Source organism: Lachnospira sp. CLA-JM-H23, assembly GCF_040096425.1.
Lineage (GTDB): Bacteria > Bacillota > Clostridia > Lachnospirales > Lachnospiraceae > Lachnospira > Lachnospira rogosae.
Map to the genome: position 1 here is coordinate 220,395 of NZ_JBBMET010000001.1, position 18,007 is coordinate 238,401.

Annotated in this window: 16 protein-coding genes; 15 read left to right on the forward strand and 1 reads right to left on the reverse strand. The window is 37.0% G+C overall.

Annotated elements, in window-relative coordinates:
* The first annotated feature begins 62 nt into the window (after window positions 1–62).
* From WMO42_RS00995 to WMO42_RS01035, 9 genes are all read left to right on the forward strand, one after another.
* Window positions 63–752, forward strand: coding sequence for a hemolysin III family protein (locus WMO42_RS00995; RefSeq protein ID WP_349153684.1), 690 nt, complete (start codon window positions 63–65; stop codon window positions 750–752).
* 129 nt (window positions 753–881) lie between these two features.
* Window positions 882–1,643 (forward strand): formate/nitrite transporter family protein, encoded by a 762-nt coding sequence (locus WMO42_RS01000; protein WP_022502881.1) that lies wholly within the window; start codon window positions 882–884, stop codon window positions 1,641–1,643.
* A 49-nt stretch (window positions 1,644–1,692) separates the two neighbouring features.
* Window positions 1,693–3,429, forward strand: coding sequence for an ABC transporter ATP-binding protein (locus tag WMO42_RS01005; RefSeq protein ID WP_349191426.1), 1,737 nt, complete (start codon window positions 1,693–1,695; stop codon window positions 3,427–3,429).
* 102 nt (window positions 3,430–3,531) lie between these two features.
* Window positions 3,532–4,035, forward strand: a complete 504-nt coding sequence (locus WMO42_RS01010) for an NUDIX hydrolase (RefSeq protein WP_022502879.1) — start codon at window positions 3,532–3,534, stop codon at window positions 4,033–4,035.
* Window positions 4,036–4,184: 149 nt separating this feature from the next.
* On the forward strand, window positions 4,185–5,915 hold the full coding sequence (locus WMO42_RS01015) for an ABC transporter ATP-binding protein (RefSeq protein ID WP_318255700.1): 1,731 nt from the start codon (window positions 4,185–4,187) through the stop codon (window positions 5,913–5,915).
* Between the two features lies 1 nt (window position 5,916).
* The gene (locus WMO42_RS01020; protein WP_349191353.1) at window positions 5,917–7,734 is read left to right on the forward strand and encodes an ABC transporter ATP-binding protein; all 1,818 of its coding nucleotides are present in this window, start codon (window positions 5,917–5,919) and stop codon (window positions 7,732–7,734) included.
* Window positions 7,735–7,814: 80 nt separating this feature from the next.
* Entirely contained in the window at window positions 7,815–9,365 is a 1,551-nt protein-coding gene (cls, locus tag WMO42_RS01025; RefSeq protein ID WP_022502876.1) for a cardiolipin synthase, read from the forward strand.
* Between the two features lie 125 nt (window positions 9,366–9,490).
* Window positions 9,491–10,360: an NUDIX hydrolase gene (locus WMO42_RS01030; protein ID WP_022502875.1), complete on the forward strand. Its 870-nt coding sequence runs from the start codon at window positions 9,491–9,493 to the stop codon at window positions 10,358–10,360.
* Between the two features lie 31 nt (window positions 10,361–10,391).
* Window positions 10,392–10,955: a nitroreductase family protein gene (locus WMO42_RS01035; protein ID WP_349191355.1), complete on the forward strand. Its 564-nt coding sequence runs from the start codon at window positions 10,392–10,394 to the stop codon at window positions 10,953–10,955.
* 323 nt (window positions 10,956–11,278) lie between these two features.
* Here WMO42_RS01035 and WMO42_RS01040 read toward each other — a convergent pair whose 3' ends face one another.
* Window positions 11,279–12,607, reverse strand: a complete 1,329-nt coding sequence (locus WMO42_RS01040) for an MATE family efflux transporter (protein ID WP_022502873.1) — start codon at window positions 12,605–12,607, stop codon at window positions 11,279–11,281.
* Window positions 12,608–12,750: 143 nt separating this feature from the next.
* Between WMO42_RS01040 and thiE the strand changes: the two genes are divergently transcribed.
* The 6 genes from thiE (at window position 12,751) to WMO42_RS01070 (ending at window position 17,958) form a co-directional block, all read left to right on the forward strand.
* Complete coding sequence (gene thiE / locus WMO42_RS01045; RefSeq protein WP_070101781.1) at window positions 12,751–14,010, forward strand: thiamine phosphate synthase; 1,260 nt, start codon at window positions 12,751–12,753, stop codon at window positions 14,008–14,010.
* A 22-nt stretch (window positions 14,011–14,032) separates the two neighbouring features.
* On the forward strand, window positions 14,033–15,100 hold the full coding sequence (mnmA, locus tag WMO42_RS01050) for a tRNA 2-thiouridine(34) synthase MnmA (RefSeq protein WP_055175518.1): 1,068 nt from the start codon (window positions 14,033–14,035) through the stop codon (window positions 15,098–15,100).
* The gene (locus WMO42_RS01055; protein WP_022502870.1) at window positions 15,100–15,249 is read left to right on the forward strand and encodes a hypothetical protein; all 150 of its coding nucleotides are present in this window, start codon (window positions 15,100–15,102) and stop codon (window positions 15,247–15,249) included. The genes mnmA and WMO42_RS01055 overlap by 1 nt, the downstream gene beginning before the upstream one ends.
* 112 nt (window positions 15,250–15,361) lie before the next feature.
* The gene (gene nifS / locus WMO42_RS01060) at window positions 15,362–16,549 is read left to right on the forward strand and encodes a cysteine desulfurase NifS (RefSeq protein WP_022502869.1); all 1,188 of its coding nucleotides are present in this window, start codon (window positions 15,362–15,364) and stop codon (window positions 16,547–16,549) included.
* Between the two features lie 358 nt (window positions 16,550–16,907).
* A complete protein-coding gene (locus WMO42_RS01065; protein WP_022502868.1) occupies window positions 16,908–17,273 on the forward strand; it encodes a CidA/LrgA family protein in 366 nt (121 codons plus the stop codon).
* Window positions 17,266–17,958: an LrgB family protein gene (locus tag WMO42_RS01070; protein ID WP_022502867.1), complete on the forward strand. Its 693-nt coding sequence runs from the start codon at window positions 17,266–17,268 to the stop codon at window positions 17,956–17,958. Before WMO42_RS01065 ends, WMO42_RS01070 begins: the two co-directional genes overlap by 8 nt.
* The last annotated feature ends 49 nt before the right edge of the window (window positions 17,959–18,007 follow it).

Here is an 18,007-nt window from a genome sequence, read left to right on the forward strand (position 1 = left end):
TATGTAATATGAAGATAATTACAGCACATATTAAGAAAGCGTGTGCAGAAAAGAGGATTATTATGGAAAAGATTAAGAAAAATGTATCTAACATAAAGATAAAAGACCCAGGAAGTGCAATAACACATTTTATAGCAATGCTTATGGCATTATTTGCTGCAACACCGCTTATAATTAAGGCATTGTCAGCACCTGATACAATACATGTTATTTCACTTTCAATATTTATAGGAACAATGATTTTGCTGTATGCTGCAAGTACAACTTATCATACAGTTAATGCAACACCTGGAATTAATAAAATATTAAAGAAGTTAGACCATTGTATGATATCGGTTATGATAGCGGGTTCCTATACTCCTGTATGCTTAGTTGTCCTTCATAACAAGACAGGATATGCACTGTTAGCACTAGTATGGGGAATTGCAATAGTTGGTATTATCTTTAAATTATGCTGGGTAACCTGTCCTAAGTGGGTATCATCAGTTCTTTATATTGTTATGGGCTGGGCGTGTGTATTATCATTTACACAGATAATAAATGCACTTCCAACAGCGGCATTTGCGTGGTTGTTAGCAGGTGGAATAATATATACAATCGGTGGCGTCATATATGCACTTAAGCTTAAGGTGTTTAATGCCAACCATAAGTATTTTGGTTCTCACGAGATATTTCATCTGTTTGTTATGGCAGGAAGCATATGCCACTTTATTATGATGTTTAATTATGTGGCTGTAATGCCTTTAAAGTAGTAAGTTCTTTTAAAAATACACACAAATTATGGAAATAGAATTTTATATGTGTTATCCTCTATAATCGGGTCTGTAACTATTGTTGCAGACCCGATTACAGGTTGTCAGACCAACGAACGGAGGATTAATATGTTATTTTCAGATGTCGATGCAATTGCTAAGGCAGCATCGAATAAGGCAGAGTTATGCAACAACCATTTCGGAAAGTATTTTATGCGCTCTATTATGGCAGGCTTCTATATTGTTGTTGCAACAATTTTATCGAATGTGAGTGCGGCAGTACTGCTTCCAACTTATCCACAGTTTGGTAAGCTTTTAGGTGCATTTTTATTCTCAATTGCAATTGTACTCGTCGTATTTATGGGAGGAGAATTATTTACAGGTAATAATTTTGTTATGGCGATTGGCACATACAATAAGACGGTTTCAGTAAGAGATCTAATAAAAGTATGGGTTGTAAGCTATATAGGTAACTTTGCCGGTGCATTTATTCTTTCGGGTTTATTTGTATATAGTAAGGCTTCACACGCAATAATGGTTGATTATTATAACAGTTTTATATATTCTAAGATTTCAGCAGGTTCCATGGAACTTTTAGTAAGGGGGATTCTTTGTAATTTCCTTGTATGTATGGCAGTATTAGTTGGTACTAAGTTAAAGACAGAAAGCGGCAAGCTTATAATAATGTTCTGTATTATTATGGCGTTCGTAGTTGCTGGTTTTGAGCATTGTATTGCTAATATGAGTACATTTTCTATTGGATATATGTTACTTGGTGATATTGGCACAGCTTCTGTTATCAAGAGTATGATTATGGTGACAATCGGAAATATGCTTGGCGGAGCAGTGCTTCTTGGAGTGCCGGTACAGATTATGAAAGCAGAACACTAAAATTAAAGTTATTAATAATGAATAAAGTATGAAAGGATTAGTGAGTTGTATGAAAGAAAATCTTAAAAAGCTTGCAAAGTATTATAAGCCATATTTAGGCACATTTATTATAGATATGATTCTTGCGATGATGTCTGCGGCGGTGGCACTTGTCATACCGCTTGTTGTAAGATATATAACTTCCAAGGTTGCCTATATGCCGGCAGATGAAGCGTCTAAGGCAATATTTACAATAGTTGTGATATTATTCGTGCTTGTTCTTGTGCAGTGGGGGTGTAATTATTATATATCTAATTACGGACACGTTATGGGAGCTAAGATTGAATACGATATGAGGGCTGAGATTTTTAACCACTACCAGAAGCTTTCTTATTCATTTTATGACGACCAGAAGGTTGGACAGTTATTATCAAGAATAACTTCGGATTTATTCGATATAACAGAGCTTTTACACCACGGTCCTGAGAATATAACAATATCACTTATTAAGATTGTAGGTGCACTTGTTATATTAAGCACTATAGATGTAAGGCTTACGCTTACTGCATTTGTGCTTGTGCCTGTTATGCTTGTATTTGCATATTTCCTTAATAAGAAAATGAAGCGTGCATTTAAAAGAAACCGTATCCGTATAGGTGAGATTAATGCACAGATAGAAGATAATCTGTCAGGAATACGTGTTGTTAAATCATTTGCTAATGAGGATATAGAGTGCGGTAAGTTCAAAAAAGGCAATGATTTATTCTTAGAGTCAAAGAAAGACAGCTATCATTATATGGGAATGTACAATGCCGGACTTACAGCATTTACAACTATGATTAATGTAATTGTAATTGCAGTGGGCGGTATAGGAATAACAAGAGGCTGGGTTAATATTACAGACTTCGTAACATTTTTATTGTATATAAATATATTTACGGAGCCGGTAAAGGTACTTATTGATTTTACAGAACAGTTCCAGAACGGTTATTCCGGTTATGAAAGATTTCTTGAGATATTATCAGTTGAACCGGATATAAAGGAAAAGCCAGATGCAGTTGAACTTAAAGACGTTAAGGGTGAGATTACATTCGACAATGTATCTTTTAGATATAAGGACGGAATCGAGGAAGTATTATCAGGAATCAGCTTTAATGTTACACCAGGCAGATATGTGGCACTGGTAGGTCCGTCAGGAGCAGGAAAGACTACATTATGTTCGCTTATACCAAGATTTTATGAGGCGACAGAAGGAAGCATAAGAATTGATGGAAAAGACATTAAAGATGTTACTCTTAAGAGCTTAAGGGATAATATCGGGGTTGTCCAGCAGGACGTATATCTGTTTATGGGAAGCATTAAAGAGAATATACGATACGGAAAGCCAGATGCTACCGATGACGAAGTAATTGCAGCGGCAAAGCTTGCCAATGCACATGAATTTATAGAAGCATTTGAAAATGGATACGACACGGATATAGGACAAAGAGGTGTCAAGTTGTCAGGTGGACAGAAGCAGAGATTATCAATAGCAAGGGTATTTCTTAAAAATCCACCTATACTTATATTTGATGAGGCAACATCAGCACTTGATAATGAAAGTGAGCAGATTGTACAGGAGTCGTTAGAGAAGCTGGCTAAGAATAGAACTACATTTGTTATAGCCCACAGACTTACTACAATAGAAAATGCTGAGGAAATATATATGCTTACAGATGAGGGGATTAAGGAAAGAGGAACTCACAAGGAGCTTATGGAGTTAGATGGTGAATATGCTCATATGGTTAAAATTCACTCAGCTAACTAGAAAAAGTATTGAAAATGTGTTATACTAATCATAGTTATAACGAAAATGTTAATCGCTGTATATTATTGTATGGCTGATTATAATATATGGAGGATGACGTATATGGAAATGTGGGATATATATGATGCCAACAAAGAAAAGACAGGCAGATTAATGAAAAAGAATGACTGGCAGCTTAAAGATGGAGAATATCATCTTACAGTGTTAGGTGTCATAGAACGTCCGGATGGAAAGTTCCTTATTACACAGCGTGTTATGACTAAGGCGTGGGCTCCTGGCTGGTGGGAAGTATCAGGCGGAGCGGCTCAGGCAGGTGAGGAGTCAATTGATGCAGTAAGACGTGAGGTTCGTGAAGAGACAGGAATTGACGTTACAGATGCCAGAGGTGGATATGTATTCACCTATAAAAGAGAGAATCCTGGCAAGGGTGACAATTATTTTGTAGATGTATACAAGTTCATTAAAGATGTTAAAGATGAGGACATACATATACAGACAGAGGAAGCCTTAGGGTATAAGTTCGTTACCAGAGAAGAACTTAAACAGATAGCAGCAACAGGAGAATTCCTGCATTATGACAGTATTAAGCAGGTATTTGAAGATTAGATATTGGATTAAGTAAGAATCGCTGTTATTAAGTGAATATTTGTACTTGATTTATAAAATGTATTTATAATAGAAGAAGCACCAGCAGATTTATTCTGATGGTGCTTTTTAGCTATAAGAAGTAATAAAGCTTAAGAAAGGAATGTGGTATGCTTAAATATTTAAAAAAGTATTGGTTCTTTGCTCTGCTTGCACCTGTATTTATGATAGGTGAGGTTTCTATGGACTTGTTACAGCCGGAGCTTATGAGCAGAATAATTGATGACGGTGTATTGGGGCTTAACAATGGCGGGGTTGGCAATCTTAATACAGTAATTACCATCGGGCTTAAAATGATAGGATTTGTGGCACTTGGTGGTATCTGTGGCATTATGTCCGGTGTCTTTGCCAATCTTTGTGCACAGCAGTTTGGTAATGATGTAAGAAAAGCTGTCTTTAAGAGAATTATGGAATTCTCTTTTGAACAGACTGATAAATTCTCCACAGGTTCTTTAATTACAAGGGTTACGAATGATATAACACAGCTTCAGAATTTTGTAATGCAATGCCTGAGAGGTTTTGTGCGTACAAGTATGCTGTTTATCGGTGGTATAGCGTGTATGGTGTCACTTAATATGGAATTTGGAATAATAATTGCGTGTGCACTTCCGTTTGTTGCAGTATGTGTTGTATATTTCATAGCCAAAGCCAATCCTAAGTTCACAGTGTTACAGAAGAAGCTTGATAAGGTTAACAATGTAATGCAGGAAAATGTGTCTGGTGCAAGAGTTGTAAAGGCATATGTCAAGGAAGATTACGAGACAGAAAGATTTGAGAAAGCTAATAATGAGCTTGTTTCAACACAGCTTGATGTGCTTTTACTGCTTTCTTATATGACACCTATTATGAATATTATATTAAATCTTTCAGTTGTTGCGGTTATAAAGGTTGGTGGAATACAGGTAAGTGCAGGAAGTGCAACGCCTGGTAATGTAATGGCGGCGATTACATATTGTTCACAGGTGCTTAATGCGGTTATGCGTATGACGATGATATTTCAGACAGCTTCAAGGGGAATTGCCTCAAAGAAGCGTGTTATGGAGATAATTAACTGTGATCCGGCAATAAAGAGCGGTACATATAATAAAGAAACTGCCGTTAAGGGAAAAGTTGAATTTAAGAATGTGTCATTTGCATATCCAGGTATGGATAATGAAAATGTTATTGAGAACTTTAACCTTGTTATTAATCCGGGTGAAACTATCGGAATACTGGGTGCAACAGGCTGCGGCAAGTCAAGTCTTGTAAATCTCATACCACGTTTTTATGATGTGACTAAGGGGGAAGTACTTATAGATGATGTCAATGTTAAAGATTATGATTTGCAGGTTTTAAGGGATAAAGTGTCAATAGCATTACAGAAGCCGGAGATATTCAGCACTACAATAGCAGAAAATATTGCGTGGGGTGATGACAGTGCAGACATTGAAAAGATAAGACAAGCCGCTGACATAGCACAGGCAACAGAATTTATTGACAACAGGACAGATGGTATGGATACACAGGTAAGTCAGGGTGGACACAGTCTTTCAGGAGGCCAGAAGCAGAGAGTTGCCATAAGCCGTGCAGTGCTTAAGAATTCAGAGATACTTATATTTGATGATGCTACAAGTGCACTTGATTTAAAGACAGAGGCTGATCTTTATTCAGAGCTGTCGGTAAAGAAATATGATGTAACCAGGATTATAATTGCCCAGAGAATTGCTTCTGTAAAGAATGCAGATAGAATTGTTGTAATGGATAATGGCAGATTAGCAGATGTTGGAAGCCATAGTGAGCTTATAAAGACAAGTGAGATATATAAAGATATTTATGAGTCACAGCTGAAAGGAAATGAATAGAATGGAGCAGAGCAGACAGGCACAGATGAATAATTATAAAGCCTTTGGCAGAAGACCTGGCAACCGCAATCTTACTGTTGAGAAGGCTAAGGACAAGAAGGGTACTTTAAAAAGACTGATAGCATATTTTGCGGCTGAGAAAGCTATGATTATAGGGCTTCTGGCGGCTGTTATCGTTGTAGTAATATGTTCGGTATATGCACCAAAGCTTCAGAGTAATGCAATTGATATTATAGCTTCTGGCAGATTTAAGGAATTAACTCCGATACTTATAACAATGGTGGTTGTATACATAATACATAGTATATGTACATTTTTACAGACCAAGATAAGTGCGGTATTAAGCCAGAATATCGTAAAGAAGATGAGAGAAGATTTATTCAGGCACATAGTTAATCTTCCTGTAAGATACCTTGACAGTAACAGCCACGGAGATATTATGAGCCGTATGACTAACGATATTGAGAATATATCAACAACAGTTTCGCAATCGTTAAGTTCGATGTTCTCAGGTGTATTAACGATTATTGGAACAGTTATAATGATGACTGTATTATGTCCACAGCTTGCACTGTTATCGTGCGTTACTGTAATTCTTACAGTGATTGCAACTAAGTTCTTATCTAAGGCTATGAAGAAGTTCTTTACGAAAAGACAGGTGCTTTTAGGTAATCTTAATGGAACGGTTGAGGAGATGGTTACAGGTTATAAGTCAGTTGTTGCATATAACAGGCAGGAAAATGTCATAAAAGACTTTAACAGTGTGTCGGATGAACTTACAAGGGTTGGAATTATAGCAGAGATTCTTGGCGGTTCAATGGGACCAGTTATGAATGTAATCAATAATATAAGCTTTGTTATTATTGCGGCATTTGGCGGATATTTTGCCATTAACCATATTATATCTATCGGTGTTATATCTGCATTTATCGTATATGCGAAGCAGTTTGGAAGACCAATTGATGAGCTTGCACAGATATATGGACAGATACAGACAGCCATAGCGGGGGCAGAGAGAGTATTTGCAGTTATGGACGAACCGCTTGAAGATAAGAGTGGTGATAAGAATATGGATAAGCTTGAGGGCGTTATTAAGTTTAAAGATGTCAATTTCTCATATACCAAGGACAAGCAGGTGCTATATGACTTTAATCTTCAAGTTAAGGCAGGACAGAAGGTGGCACTTGTAGGCTCAACAGGAAGCGGAAAGACAACAGTTGTCAATCTTTTAATGAGATTTTATGACGTTGACAGCGGAGAGATATTAATAGATGATGTTAATATAAAGGACATAGATTGTGCCACACTCCGTAAGAACACAGCGATTGTATTGCAGGATACTGTATTATTTGCAGATACAATAAAGAATAATCTTAAGTATTCCAATGAAGCGGCAACTGATGAGCAGATGTATGCCGCTGCGGCTATGAGCAACTGCGATACTATGATTAATAAAATGCCATTAAAATACGATACAGAGCTTATGGCAGAGGGTGAGAATATATCACAGGGACAAAGACAGCTTTTATCAATAGCAAGAGCATTTCTTGCACAGCCTAAGATCCTTATATTGGACGAGGCGACATCTAACGTGGATACAAGAACTGAAAAGCATATTCAGGATGCAATGCTTAAGCTTATGGAGAACAGGACAAGTCTTATAATAGCTCATAGATTGTCTACAATACAGGATGCTGACATAATTGTTGTTATGGATGAGGGACATATAGTTGAAGCAGGCAATCATAAAGAACTTCTTAACAAAATGGGAAGATATTATAAATTATATATGACACAGTTTGCAGGACAGACAATATAGGTGTATAATTATCTATTACATAAGATTTGTGATGATGCACAGATTGAATTATAGATAATATATGCAGGAATGGTGATGGTATGCGTACAGAGAAAAAATCAAGCATAAAAAATAGTGCAACAAGGTTGATACTGATAGGGCTTCTTGTTCTTATACAGACTGGCTGGATGATATTTTTAATGATGAAGCTGAATACATATTCAACTGCCATAACATTGCTTCTTACATTTATAGCAATGTTTATTGCCCTTAAAATATTTGGAACACACGTTAATGCGGCACAGAAAATGCCCTGGCTTATCGTAATAACTGCAGTTCCGTTTTTTGGAATATGTATATATCTGCTATTTGGACGTTCTATTGTAACTAAAGGTGTTAGACGTTCATTTAATAATATTGAAACGAATGTGCTTACCCTCTTAAAGCAGGATAATGACATAATAGATGATATAGCCAGCAAGGACAAGGGCGTAGCTAACCAGTGCAGATATATAAGCAATACAGCAAGATATCCTGTATACAGCAATACAGATGTAAAATATTATCCAACTACTGATGTAAGCTTTGAGGCACAGCTTGTTGAACTTGAAAAGGCAGAGCATTTTATATTTATGGAATATCACGCTATTGAAGATGCTGAAAGCTTTGCAAGGCTTAAGCATATCCTTGAAAATAAGGCACAGAGCGGTGTGGAGGTAAGAATATTCTATGACGATTTAGGAAGTATTTTTTTCCTTAATAAAGAGTTCATAAAACAGATGAGGCAGAAGGGCATACAGTGCCGTGTATTCAATCCACTTAAAGTTATTGTAAATATGTTTATGAATAACAGGGATCACAGGAAGATAACCGTTATTGACGGCAAGGTAGGCTTTACAGGTGGATATAATCTTGCAGATGAGTATTTTAATATAACACACCCATATGGTTACTGGAAGGACACAGGAATTAAGCTTCAGGGTGATGCGGTAAAGAGTCTCACAGCAAGCTTTCTTACTATGTGGAATGCCATAGAACATACTGATAATGATTATAATAAATATCTTGATGCGACAGATGGTACATATAAGGCAGTTATGAAAGACTGTTATGTACAGCCATATTCAGATAATCCATTAGGACAGGACAGAATTGGTGAGGACGTGTACCTTAATATTCTAAAAAATGCCAAGGACTATGTGTATATCACAACTCCGTATCTTATTATCACTGATGAGATGGAAAGAGAGTTAAGGCTTGCGGTTAAGAGAGGCGTTGATGTAAGAATTGTCACACCGGGAATACCAGATAAGAAGCTTGTATACAGAATTACAAGGTCTTATTATGAGCCACTGTGTTCGGCTGGCGTGAGAATATATGAGTATACACCAGGATTCTGTCACGCTAAGCAGTGGGTATGTGATGATGAAGTATCTGTTGTTGGCACAATCAATATGGACTACAGAAGCTTATATCTTCATTTTGAAAATGCAGTATTTATATATAATAAAGCGACGGCATTAAGTGTAAAGCAGGATATGTTAAATAACTTTGAGGCAGGACACGAAGTGACAGCTGATTATACTAAAGATGTTATTAAGCCATTAAGACTTGGGGTATGTATGTTAAGAATGATATCGCCTTTATTGTAAAATACTTGCAACAAATGTAAAATAATATATAATATTAGTGGCAAATTACATTTATCATTATAAGTGGTTAGATAATAAGTAAGAACAACATTTTGTGTCTATTGTTAGTACCTGGAGGAGGAACAGTGAGAGAAGAATTAGTAGCCGTAAAAGTTGACCACCCATTGGGAAGTACAGACGAGGATAACCCCTCGGTTGTGTATCCGATTAATGTCGGATACGTTATCAATGATAAGGATCTGGAATTCAAACCGGTAACAGATGACCAGAGAGTGTATCTTGTAGGTGTTGATGTTGCTGTTGATGAATATTCAGGTGTTCTTATTGCAGTTGCAAGAAGGAGAGATGATTCAGGAACAGTGTGGGTCGTTGCACCTGAGAACATATTATATACCAAACAGCAGATAGAAGAAATGATATATTTTAAGGAGCAGTATTATGACAGCTTCATTGAAATGGTCGATGAGGAGATGTGGGACGCTTATGATGCCAATGAGAATAAGTTAGGTTTTGAAGTTCGCAGAAGTATGGCAAAGTCACTTCCAGAAGGCGTGTACCACATAGTTGTTATGGTGTATACAGTTACAAAGACAGGAAAGGTGCTTACAACGCAGAGGTCGCGTAACAAGACGAATTCTTTAAAATGGGAAGTTACAGGAGGTTCTATTATCAGCGGTGAAACACCTAGGACAGGAGCGGTAAGGGAACTTCTGGAAGAAACGGGAATTAAGAAATCGCCAGAGGATTTAATTGAACTTTATAGGTATACTGATGATGCAAGACATTGTATATATTATGGTTATCTTAATGTATGTGATGATGAGGAACACGTTAAATTACAGCAGGGTGAAACTATGGACTATATGTATATGCCATATGAGGAATTCATTGATTTCATAATGTCAGAGAGGTTCATTCCGTCAGAACAGAGGCGTTTTAAGCTTCATAGTGAGCATATAGTAAAGCAGATTAAGCAGGCTTGTATGGTACAGTAATAAATTTAATATAATCAGAAGGGAGAGTCATATGTCATTTAAGGAACTTGTATTAAAGAACCGTTCATATAGACGTTTTTTTGAGGATAAGAAAATAGAAAAGAACGAGCTTGTAAATCTTGTTGATATAGCAAGAAATACAGCTTCAGGTGCTAACAACCAGCCTTTAAGATATAAGGTTGTGTGTGATGAGGAAAGCAATAAAAAAGTGTTTGACACATTAAAATGGGCAGGTGCGCTTCCAGACTGGGATGGTCCTGTTGAGGGTGAAAGACCAGCAGGCTACATAATAATATGCAGTGCTTCAAGCGTATCAGCATCAAGAGATGAGGGAATAGCGGCACAGACAATACTTCTTGCCGCCAATGAGGTTAATCTTGGAGGCTGTATGTTTGCAAGTGTTAATATTCCTAAGCTTAACGAAGAACTTTCAATTCCAGAGGGTATGACAGCAAGACTTGTTATTGCATTGGGATATCCTAAGGAACAGGTTGTTATTGATGAAGTATCTGAGGGAGCGAATCTTAAGTATTACAGAGATGACAATCAGGTTCATCACGTACCTAAGTTAAAGTTAGAAAATGTATTATTATAAATTATAAGAAGAATGCAGAGTTTAAGCCTTTGCTTGGATTAACAGGAAACAGGCTTACATTCTGTGAATAGTTATAAAGAAACAGGCGGGATATTAAATCCCGCCTGTTTCTTTGCTTAGTGAATAATTGTTACTATAACTGAGTAATCAGTATAATTTAATCTTTTGTTGCTAATTCCAAAAAGATATTATTATTCTATCACTGTAAATACTATAAATCAAGTTCAATTAATCTGTAGTTGCGGCAAGATGTCTGTATTATTGAGTTCAAATTTTAATCAAAATTTTATCATTTTTTATTCATAGTTTATATTCAGTGAAGCCTATTTTGCAATGGACCTGTAATTCCTTATAAGCAGCGGAAGTTCAGCAATAAGCATACCAATCCAGCCGGCAAGGTATGATAATGGGAGGGCTTCAATTCCCATGCCCATTACAAGAACGAGTGGGATAGCGGCTATAACACGTACGCCCATATTGATAAAGCTGCTTAAAAGTGTAATCTTTAAATCGCCAATTCCACGGAAATATCCCTGTATGCCGTTAGTAGCGGCTGGGAGTATATACATAAATGAGATAAGGCGCAGATACTTAACACCATGTAGAATAACTTCTTCATCTTTAACAAACAGAAGCATAAGTGGTCGTGCAAGTATAAAGCACACGGCAAAAAGAATAATTCCATATATGAATTCAAGCATCATACCACATTTAAAGCCTTCTTTCATACGTTTTTTTTCATTAGCACCTTTGTTCTGAGCCATAAGTGCAGTCATAGCGTGGCCGATATTCTGCTCAGGAGTATACGCAAAATCATCAATTCTGTTGACAACAGCAAATGCAGCGGCTACGGACACGCCCATAGTGTTGACGATTGCCTGAATGCCAATCTTTCCTAACTGGACAGTTGCCTGCTGCATAGCGGATACCCAGCCGTAGCTTATTGTCTTTTTAAGAAGTGAATTGTCAAATACAAGCCATTTTCTGCCTAGCCTTAATATCTCGACACGCTTTTGTATGTATATAATACAGAATACACAGCACATCATTTCGCTTATTACAGTTGATATTGCACAGCCGTTGCTTCCCATTTTAAGGACAATTACAAAGAATAAATCTCCGAAAATATTAAGCAGTGAGCTTGCAATAAGGAAGTATAAAGGAGTCTGGCTGTCGCCTAATGCCCTTAATGTGCTTGAAAAGAAATTATATAAAAATGTAAATATCAATCCTAAAAATATAATTCTCATATAAGAAACAGTTAAATCCATAATAGATGGGTCAACCTGTAACAATTTAAGAATAGGTCTTGAAAAGATAATGCAGCACAGGCTTAATATTGCAGAGAATACAGTGCCTGAAAGCATTGTTGTGCTTATCTGTCTTTGAAGCTTGTTGTAATCTTTAGCTCCGAATTGTGTACCCATAAGTATGCTCGCACCCATACACAGACCATTTAAGAATAAAATCATAAGAGTCATTACAGGGTTGCATATACCAACGGCCGCAAGGGCTTCTTTACCTACGAATTGTCCTACAATAATACTGTCGACAGCGTTATATGTAAGCTGGAATAAGTTACCGAGGACTAACGGTATTGTAAATCCAACAAGGAGAGGCATAATTTTACCTTTTGTTAAATCTTTAGTCATAATTAATCTCCTATCCTGCCCATAACAGGGCTTGTTAAGTTTATGATATTTTGCTAAAGATTTATTATAAGACAGTTGCTTTAAATTGAAAAGAATTATATTATACTAATGTAAAAAAAGTGTACGCAGAAATGGAGATTATTATGAAAGTTACCCGTGAAGATATGCAGCTTTACGCCGTTACAGATACGCAATGGCTTAATGGCAGGGATTTCTATGAAGAGATTGAGAAAGTCCTTGCGGCAGGAGCTACATTTTTGCAGTTAAGAGAAAAGGATTCGACACACGAGGAGATTGTAAAAAAAGCATTGGCAATTAAACCGATAGCAAGAAGATATGGTGTGCCATTTGTTATAGATGATGATATATACGCGGCGTTAGAGGCAGATGTTGACGGAGTTCATATAGGACAAAGTGATGCAAGCTACGAAACAGCAAGAGAGCTTCTAGGACCTGACAAGATAATAGGAATGACAGTAAAGACACCAGAGCAGGCGGCAAATGCGGCAAGACTTGGTGCTGATTATGTTGGAATGGGAGCTGTATTTCATACAAGCACGAAGAAAGATGCCAAAGATTTAAGCAGGGATAATCTTCTTAAGCTTACAGCTATGCTTGATATGCCGATAGTTGCAATTGGCGGCATTAATTATGACAACTGTGATTATTTAAAAGATACAGGCGTGGACGGAATTGCTGTTGTATCGGCGATATTTGCAAGTGATGACTGCGCGGAGGCGACACGAAAGCTTTATAAGAAGACAAGAAAGCTGTTTAATTATAATAAGAACATAATATTTGATATGGACGGAACACTTGTTGACTCTATGCCGTTCTGGAAGAATAGTGCAAGGGAATATGCCATTTTAAGAGGTGCTAAGCTTCCAAAGAATTTTGATGAGATAACAGGAGTTATGGACCTTTCGGAATATGCGGCTTATCTGCAAAATGTTCTTGGGATTGATACATCGCTAGAACAGATAACAGAGGCAGCAGTTGATATTATGAATAAGCATTATGCAAGTGATATTCCTGCAAAGAAGGGAATGATAAAGCTTATAAGAAGAGAATATGAGGCTGGAAGCAAGCTTGTAATATTCAGTGCTTCCGATACTTCCAGTGTGGAAATTCTTCTTAAAAGGTTAGAAATATATGAATGTTTTGAGGGAATATACACAGTATATGATGTCGGCATAGGAAAGAGTGATAAGGAAAGCTATAAAAAGGTTGCCAGGTCAGCAGGAATGGATATATCTGATACGTGGGTGTATGAGGATATTCTAAGAGGCGTTCGGGCGGCACATAATGCTGGATTGAAAGTGTGTGCGGTATATGATAAAGACTCGGCAGATGACTGGGATGAGATATGCAGTATTGCAGATAAATGTATAATAACCGGATAATATGGATTGAAATGGAGAATATATGAAGAAGAAAGTTGTTGTAGGTATGTCAGGAGGTGTTGACTCATCTGTTGCCGCATATCTTTTAAAAGAGCAGGGTTATGACGTCATTGGCGTTACAATGCAGATATGGCAGGACGATGCAGTAGAAACAACAGAGAATGGCTGTTGTGGAATATCTGCTGTAGATGATGCAAGACGCGTGGCTGGACAGCTTGATATACCTTATTATGTAATGAATTTTAAGAATGAATTTAAGAAAAGTGTAATTGATTATTTTGTTGATGAATACAAGAGGGGAAGAACTCCTAATCCTTGTATCGCCTGCAACAGATATGTCAAATGGGAATCGCTTCTTAAAAGAAGCCTTGATATAGGTGCTGATTATATAGCAACTGGACATTATGCAAGAATAAGCCAGCTTGATAATGGCAGATATGCAATTAAGAATTCGGTTACAGCTAAGAAAGATCAGACATACGCACTTTATAATCTTACACAGAGTCAGCTTGCACATACTCTTATGCCAGTTGGAGATTATACTAAAGATGAGATAAGAAAGATTGCGGCAGATAATTATCTTATGGTTGCAAATAAGCCGGACAGTATGGAGATATGTTTTGTTCCTGATAATGATTATGCAGGATATATAGAAAGAACTACTGATTATAAGTCAGTTCCGGGCAATTTCGTTGATGTTGATGGTAATGTAATCGGAAAGCATAATGGAATTATCCACTATACTGTTGGACAGAGAAAAGGGCTTGGACTTGCTATGGGACATCCTGTATTTGTTGTTGCAGTAAGACCTGATACCAATGAAGTTGTTATTGGTGAGAATAAAGATGTGTTTACTGATACATTGTATGCTGGGAATCTTAATTTTATGGCAATTGAAGCCCTTAAAGAGCCAATGAGAGCAAGAGGAAAGATACGCTACAGCCATGAGGGTGCAGACTGTACAATAAGAATGATTGATGATAACACGCTTGAGTGTAAGTTTGATGAGCCACAAAGGGCAGTTACACCAGGACAGGCACTTGTATTATATGATGGTGAATATGTTCTTGGTGGAGGAACTATCATATAATGAGCACAAAAGAAAAGGAAGCGGCTGCGAAGCAGACATTTACTTTTCTTGTGCCATTAACGAACGAACAGTCGTGCGAAGCAGGACGAGAGAGTGCGATAGCACGGGTTCGTGAGTATAGGGTAGATATAATAACGTTAAAGAAATAAAGAAAAGGAAGCGGCTGTAAAATTTTCTTGACAATTACTATGTCTGCTTTATAATATTTCATATTGGATAGATAGGTTGATATTCAGAAACAAAATGCGGAGGATAATAATAATGAGTAAGTTTATTTATATGGATAATGCGGCTACAACAGCAGTAAGACAGGAAGTTGTTGATGCTATGGTGCCTTATTTTACAGAATCATACGCTAATCCATCAAGTGTATATAGTTTTGCACAGAAGACTAAGAATGATATGGAAGAAGCAAGAGAAACTATAGCTTCTATTCTCGGTGCGGCTAAGCCTAATGAAATATATTTTACAGGTGGCGGAAGCGAGTCTGATAACTGGGCATTAAAGGCAGCAGCAGAGGCATTTAAGTCAAAGGGTAATCACATTATTACAACTAAGATTGAACATCATGCAATTCTTCATACTTGCGAATGGCTTGAAAAGCACGGATATGAAGTGACATATCTTGATGTTGATGAATACGGAAAGGTTGACCCTATAGAATTCGAAGCGGCAATTAAAGATACAACAATACTTGCAAGCATAATGTTTGCTAATAATGAAATCGGTACAGTTGAGCCAATCAAGGAACTAGGTGCAATTGCACATTCTAAGGGAGTGATATTCCACACAGATGCTGTACAGGCATTTGCACATATTCCTATTAATGTACAGGAAATGAATATTGATATGTTAAGCGCAAGCGGACATAAGTTCCACGGTCCTAAGGGAATTGGTTTCTTATATGTAAGCAACAAGGTTAAGATTGGTTCATTTATTCACGGTGGTTCACAGGAGAGAAGCAGAAGAGCAGGAACTCACAATGTACCAGGTATTATCGGAATGGCTAAGGCGGCAAGCATTGCCAATACTAATATGTCAGAGAATATTAAGAATATCTCAGCAATAAGAGATCACATTATTGACAGAGTGTTAGCAGAAATTCCATACTCAAGAGTTAATGGTGACAGAACAGACAGACTTCCTGGAAATGTTCATTTCTGTTTCAGATTTATTGAGGGTGAATCAATGCTTATTATGCTTGATCAGAAGGGAATATGTGGTTCATCAGGTTCAGCCTGCACATCAGGTTCACTTGACCCATCGCATGTTCTTCTTGCAATCGGACTTCCTCACGAGATAGCACACGGTTCATTAAGACTTTCACTTGGTGAAGATGCAACAATCGAAGATGCTGATTATGTTGTAGATGAATTAAAGGGTATCGTAGAAAGATTAAGAAGCATGTCTCCTTTATACGAAGATTTCGTAAAAGAGCAGGGAAAATAATAATATAATGTGTACGGTTTAATGTATACTTGTTGCAGCTGCAGTTGTCAGGATAATCTGATAGCTGCGGCTTTTTTATGTAATAGGAAATTCCAATAGAATTCCCTATTACATAAAAGGCACTATATGCCGATTATGCACACTCGCACGAAGATGTATTTTATCGCAAGCGACCGTGCTCGGTGCAGGAATGTGTTTTTACATATTCTTTTTTATATGTGTTATTGTATTTTTTGTGTATTTCTGGCGGATACACTTGATATATATAACGAGGCAGAGATATAATAGTTGGCGAATTTGTGCACTGGACCGTTCAAATATATATGAAATAAGAGCACAAAAGAAAAGAGGTTTATTTATGAAGTATCTTAAACAGTTTTTGATTATTCTTGTAATCTCGTTAGTGGGTGAATTGATGAATAAGTTCATACCACTTCCAGTACCGGCAAGTATCTATGGTATGGTTATCTTATTTGCTGGTCTTCTTACAGGATTGATTAAGCTTGACGCAGTTAAGGAAGCAGGACGATTTCTTATAGAAATTATGCCTGTAATGTTTATTCCTGCAGGAGTAGGTCTTATATCATCATGGCTTAATTTAAAGCCGATATTAGTTCCGATATGCATAATAACAGTTGCAACAATATTTACTGTTATGGGTGTAAGCGGACACGTTACACAGTTTATTGTAAGACGTACTAAGAGAGGGGATAATAATGAATAGTTTTTTTCTTGATTCAGCATTTGCGGGAGTAGCAATAAGTCTTATCGCATATATGGCAGGAACATTTCTTAAAAAGAAGTTAAAGCTGGGATTGTTTAATCCACTGCTTATATCTATAATTGTAACTATGGTTGTATTAATAATTGGTAAAGTTGATTATGAAAGCTATAATGCCGGTGCGAAGTATCTTAGCTGGCTTTTGACACCAGCCACGGTGTGTCTTGCCATTCCTCTTTATGAGCAGTTCGAGCTTTTAAAAAGTAATTGTGCGGCAATTATATTAGGAATAGCATCGGGAGTTGTCACAAGCCTTGTTACAGTGCTTGTATTATCGGTGGTTTTTGGACTTACCCACGAGCAATATGTAACATTGCTTCCAAAGTCAATTACAACTGCAATTGGTATGGGTGTATCAGAAGAACTTGGCGGATATGTAACGATTACAGTTGCAGTTATTGTTGTAACCGGAGTAATTGGCAATATATTAGCAGAATTTATATGTAAAGTATTCAGAATTACAGACCCGATAGCTAAAGGTGTTGCGATAGGAACATCTGCACACGCTGTAGGAACAGCTAAAGCTATTGAAATGGGAGAGATAGAAGGTGCTATGAGCAGTCTTTCAATTGCTGTTGCAGGTATACTTACAGTAGTTGGTGCAAGTGTATTTGCGAACTTCTTATAAAAGAATAAGAAGTTGTGACACACAGGTTTCAAAATATTGAAGATTATTT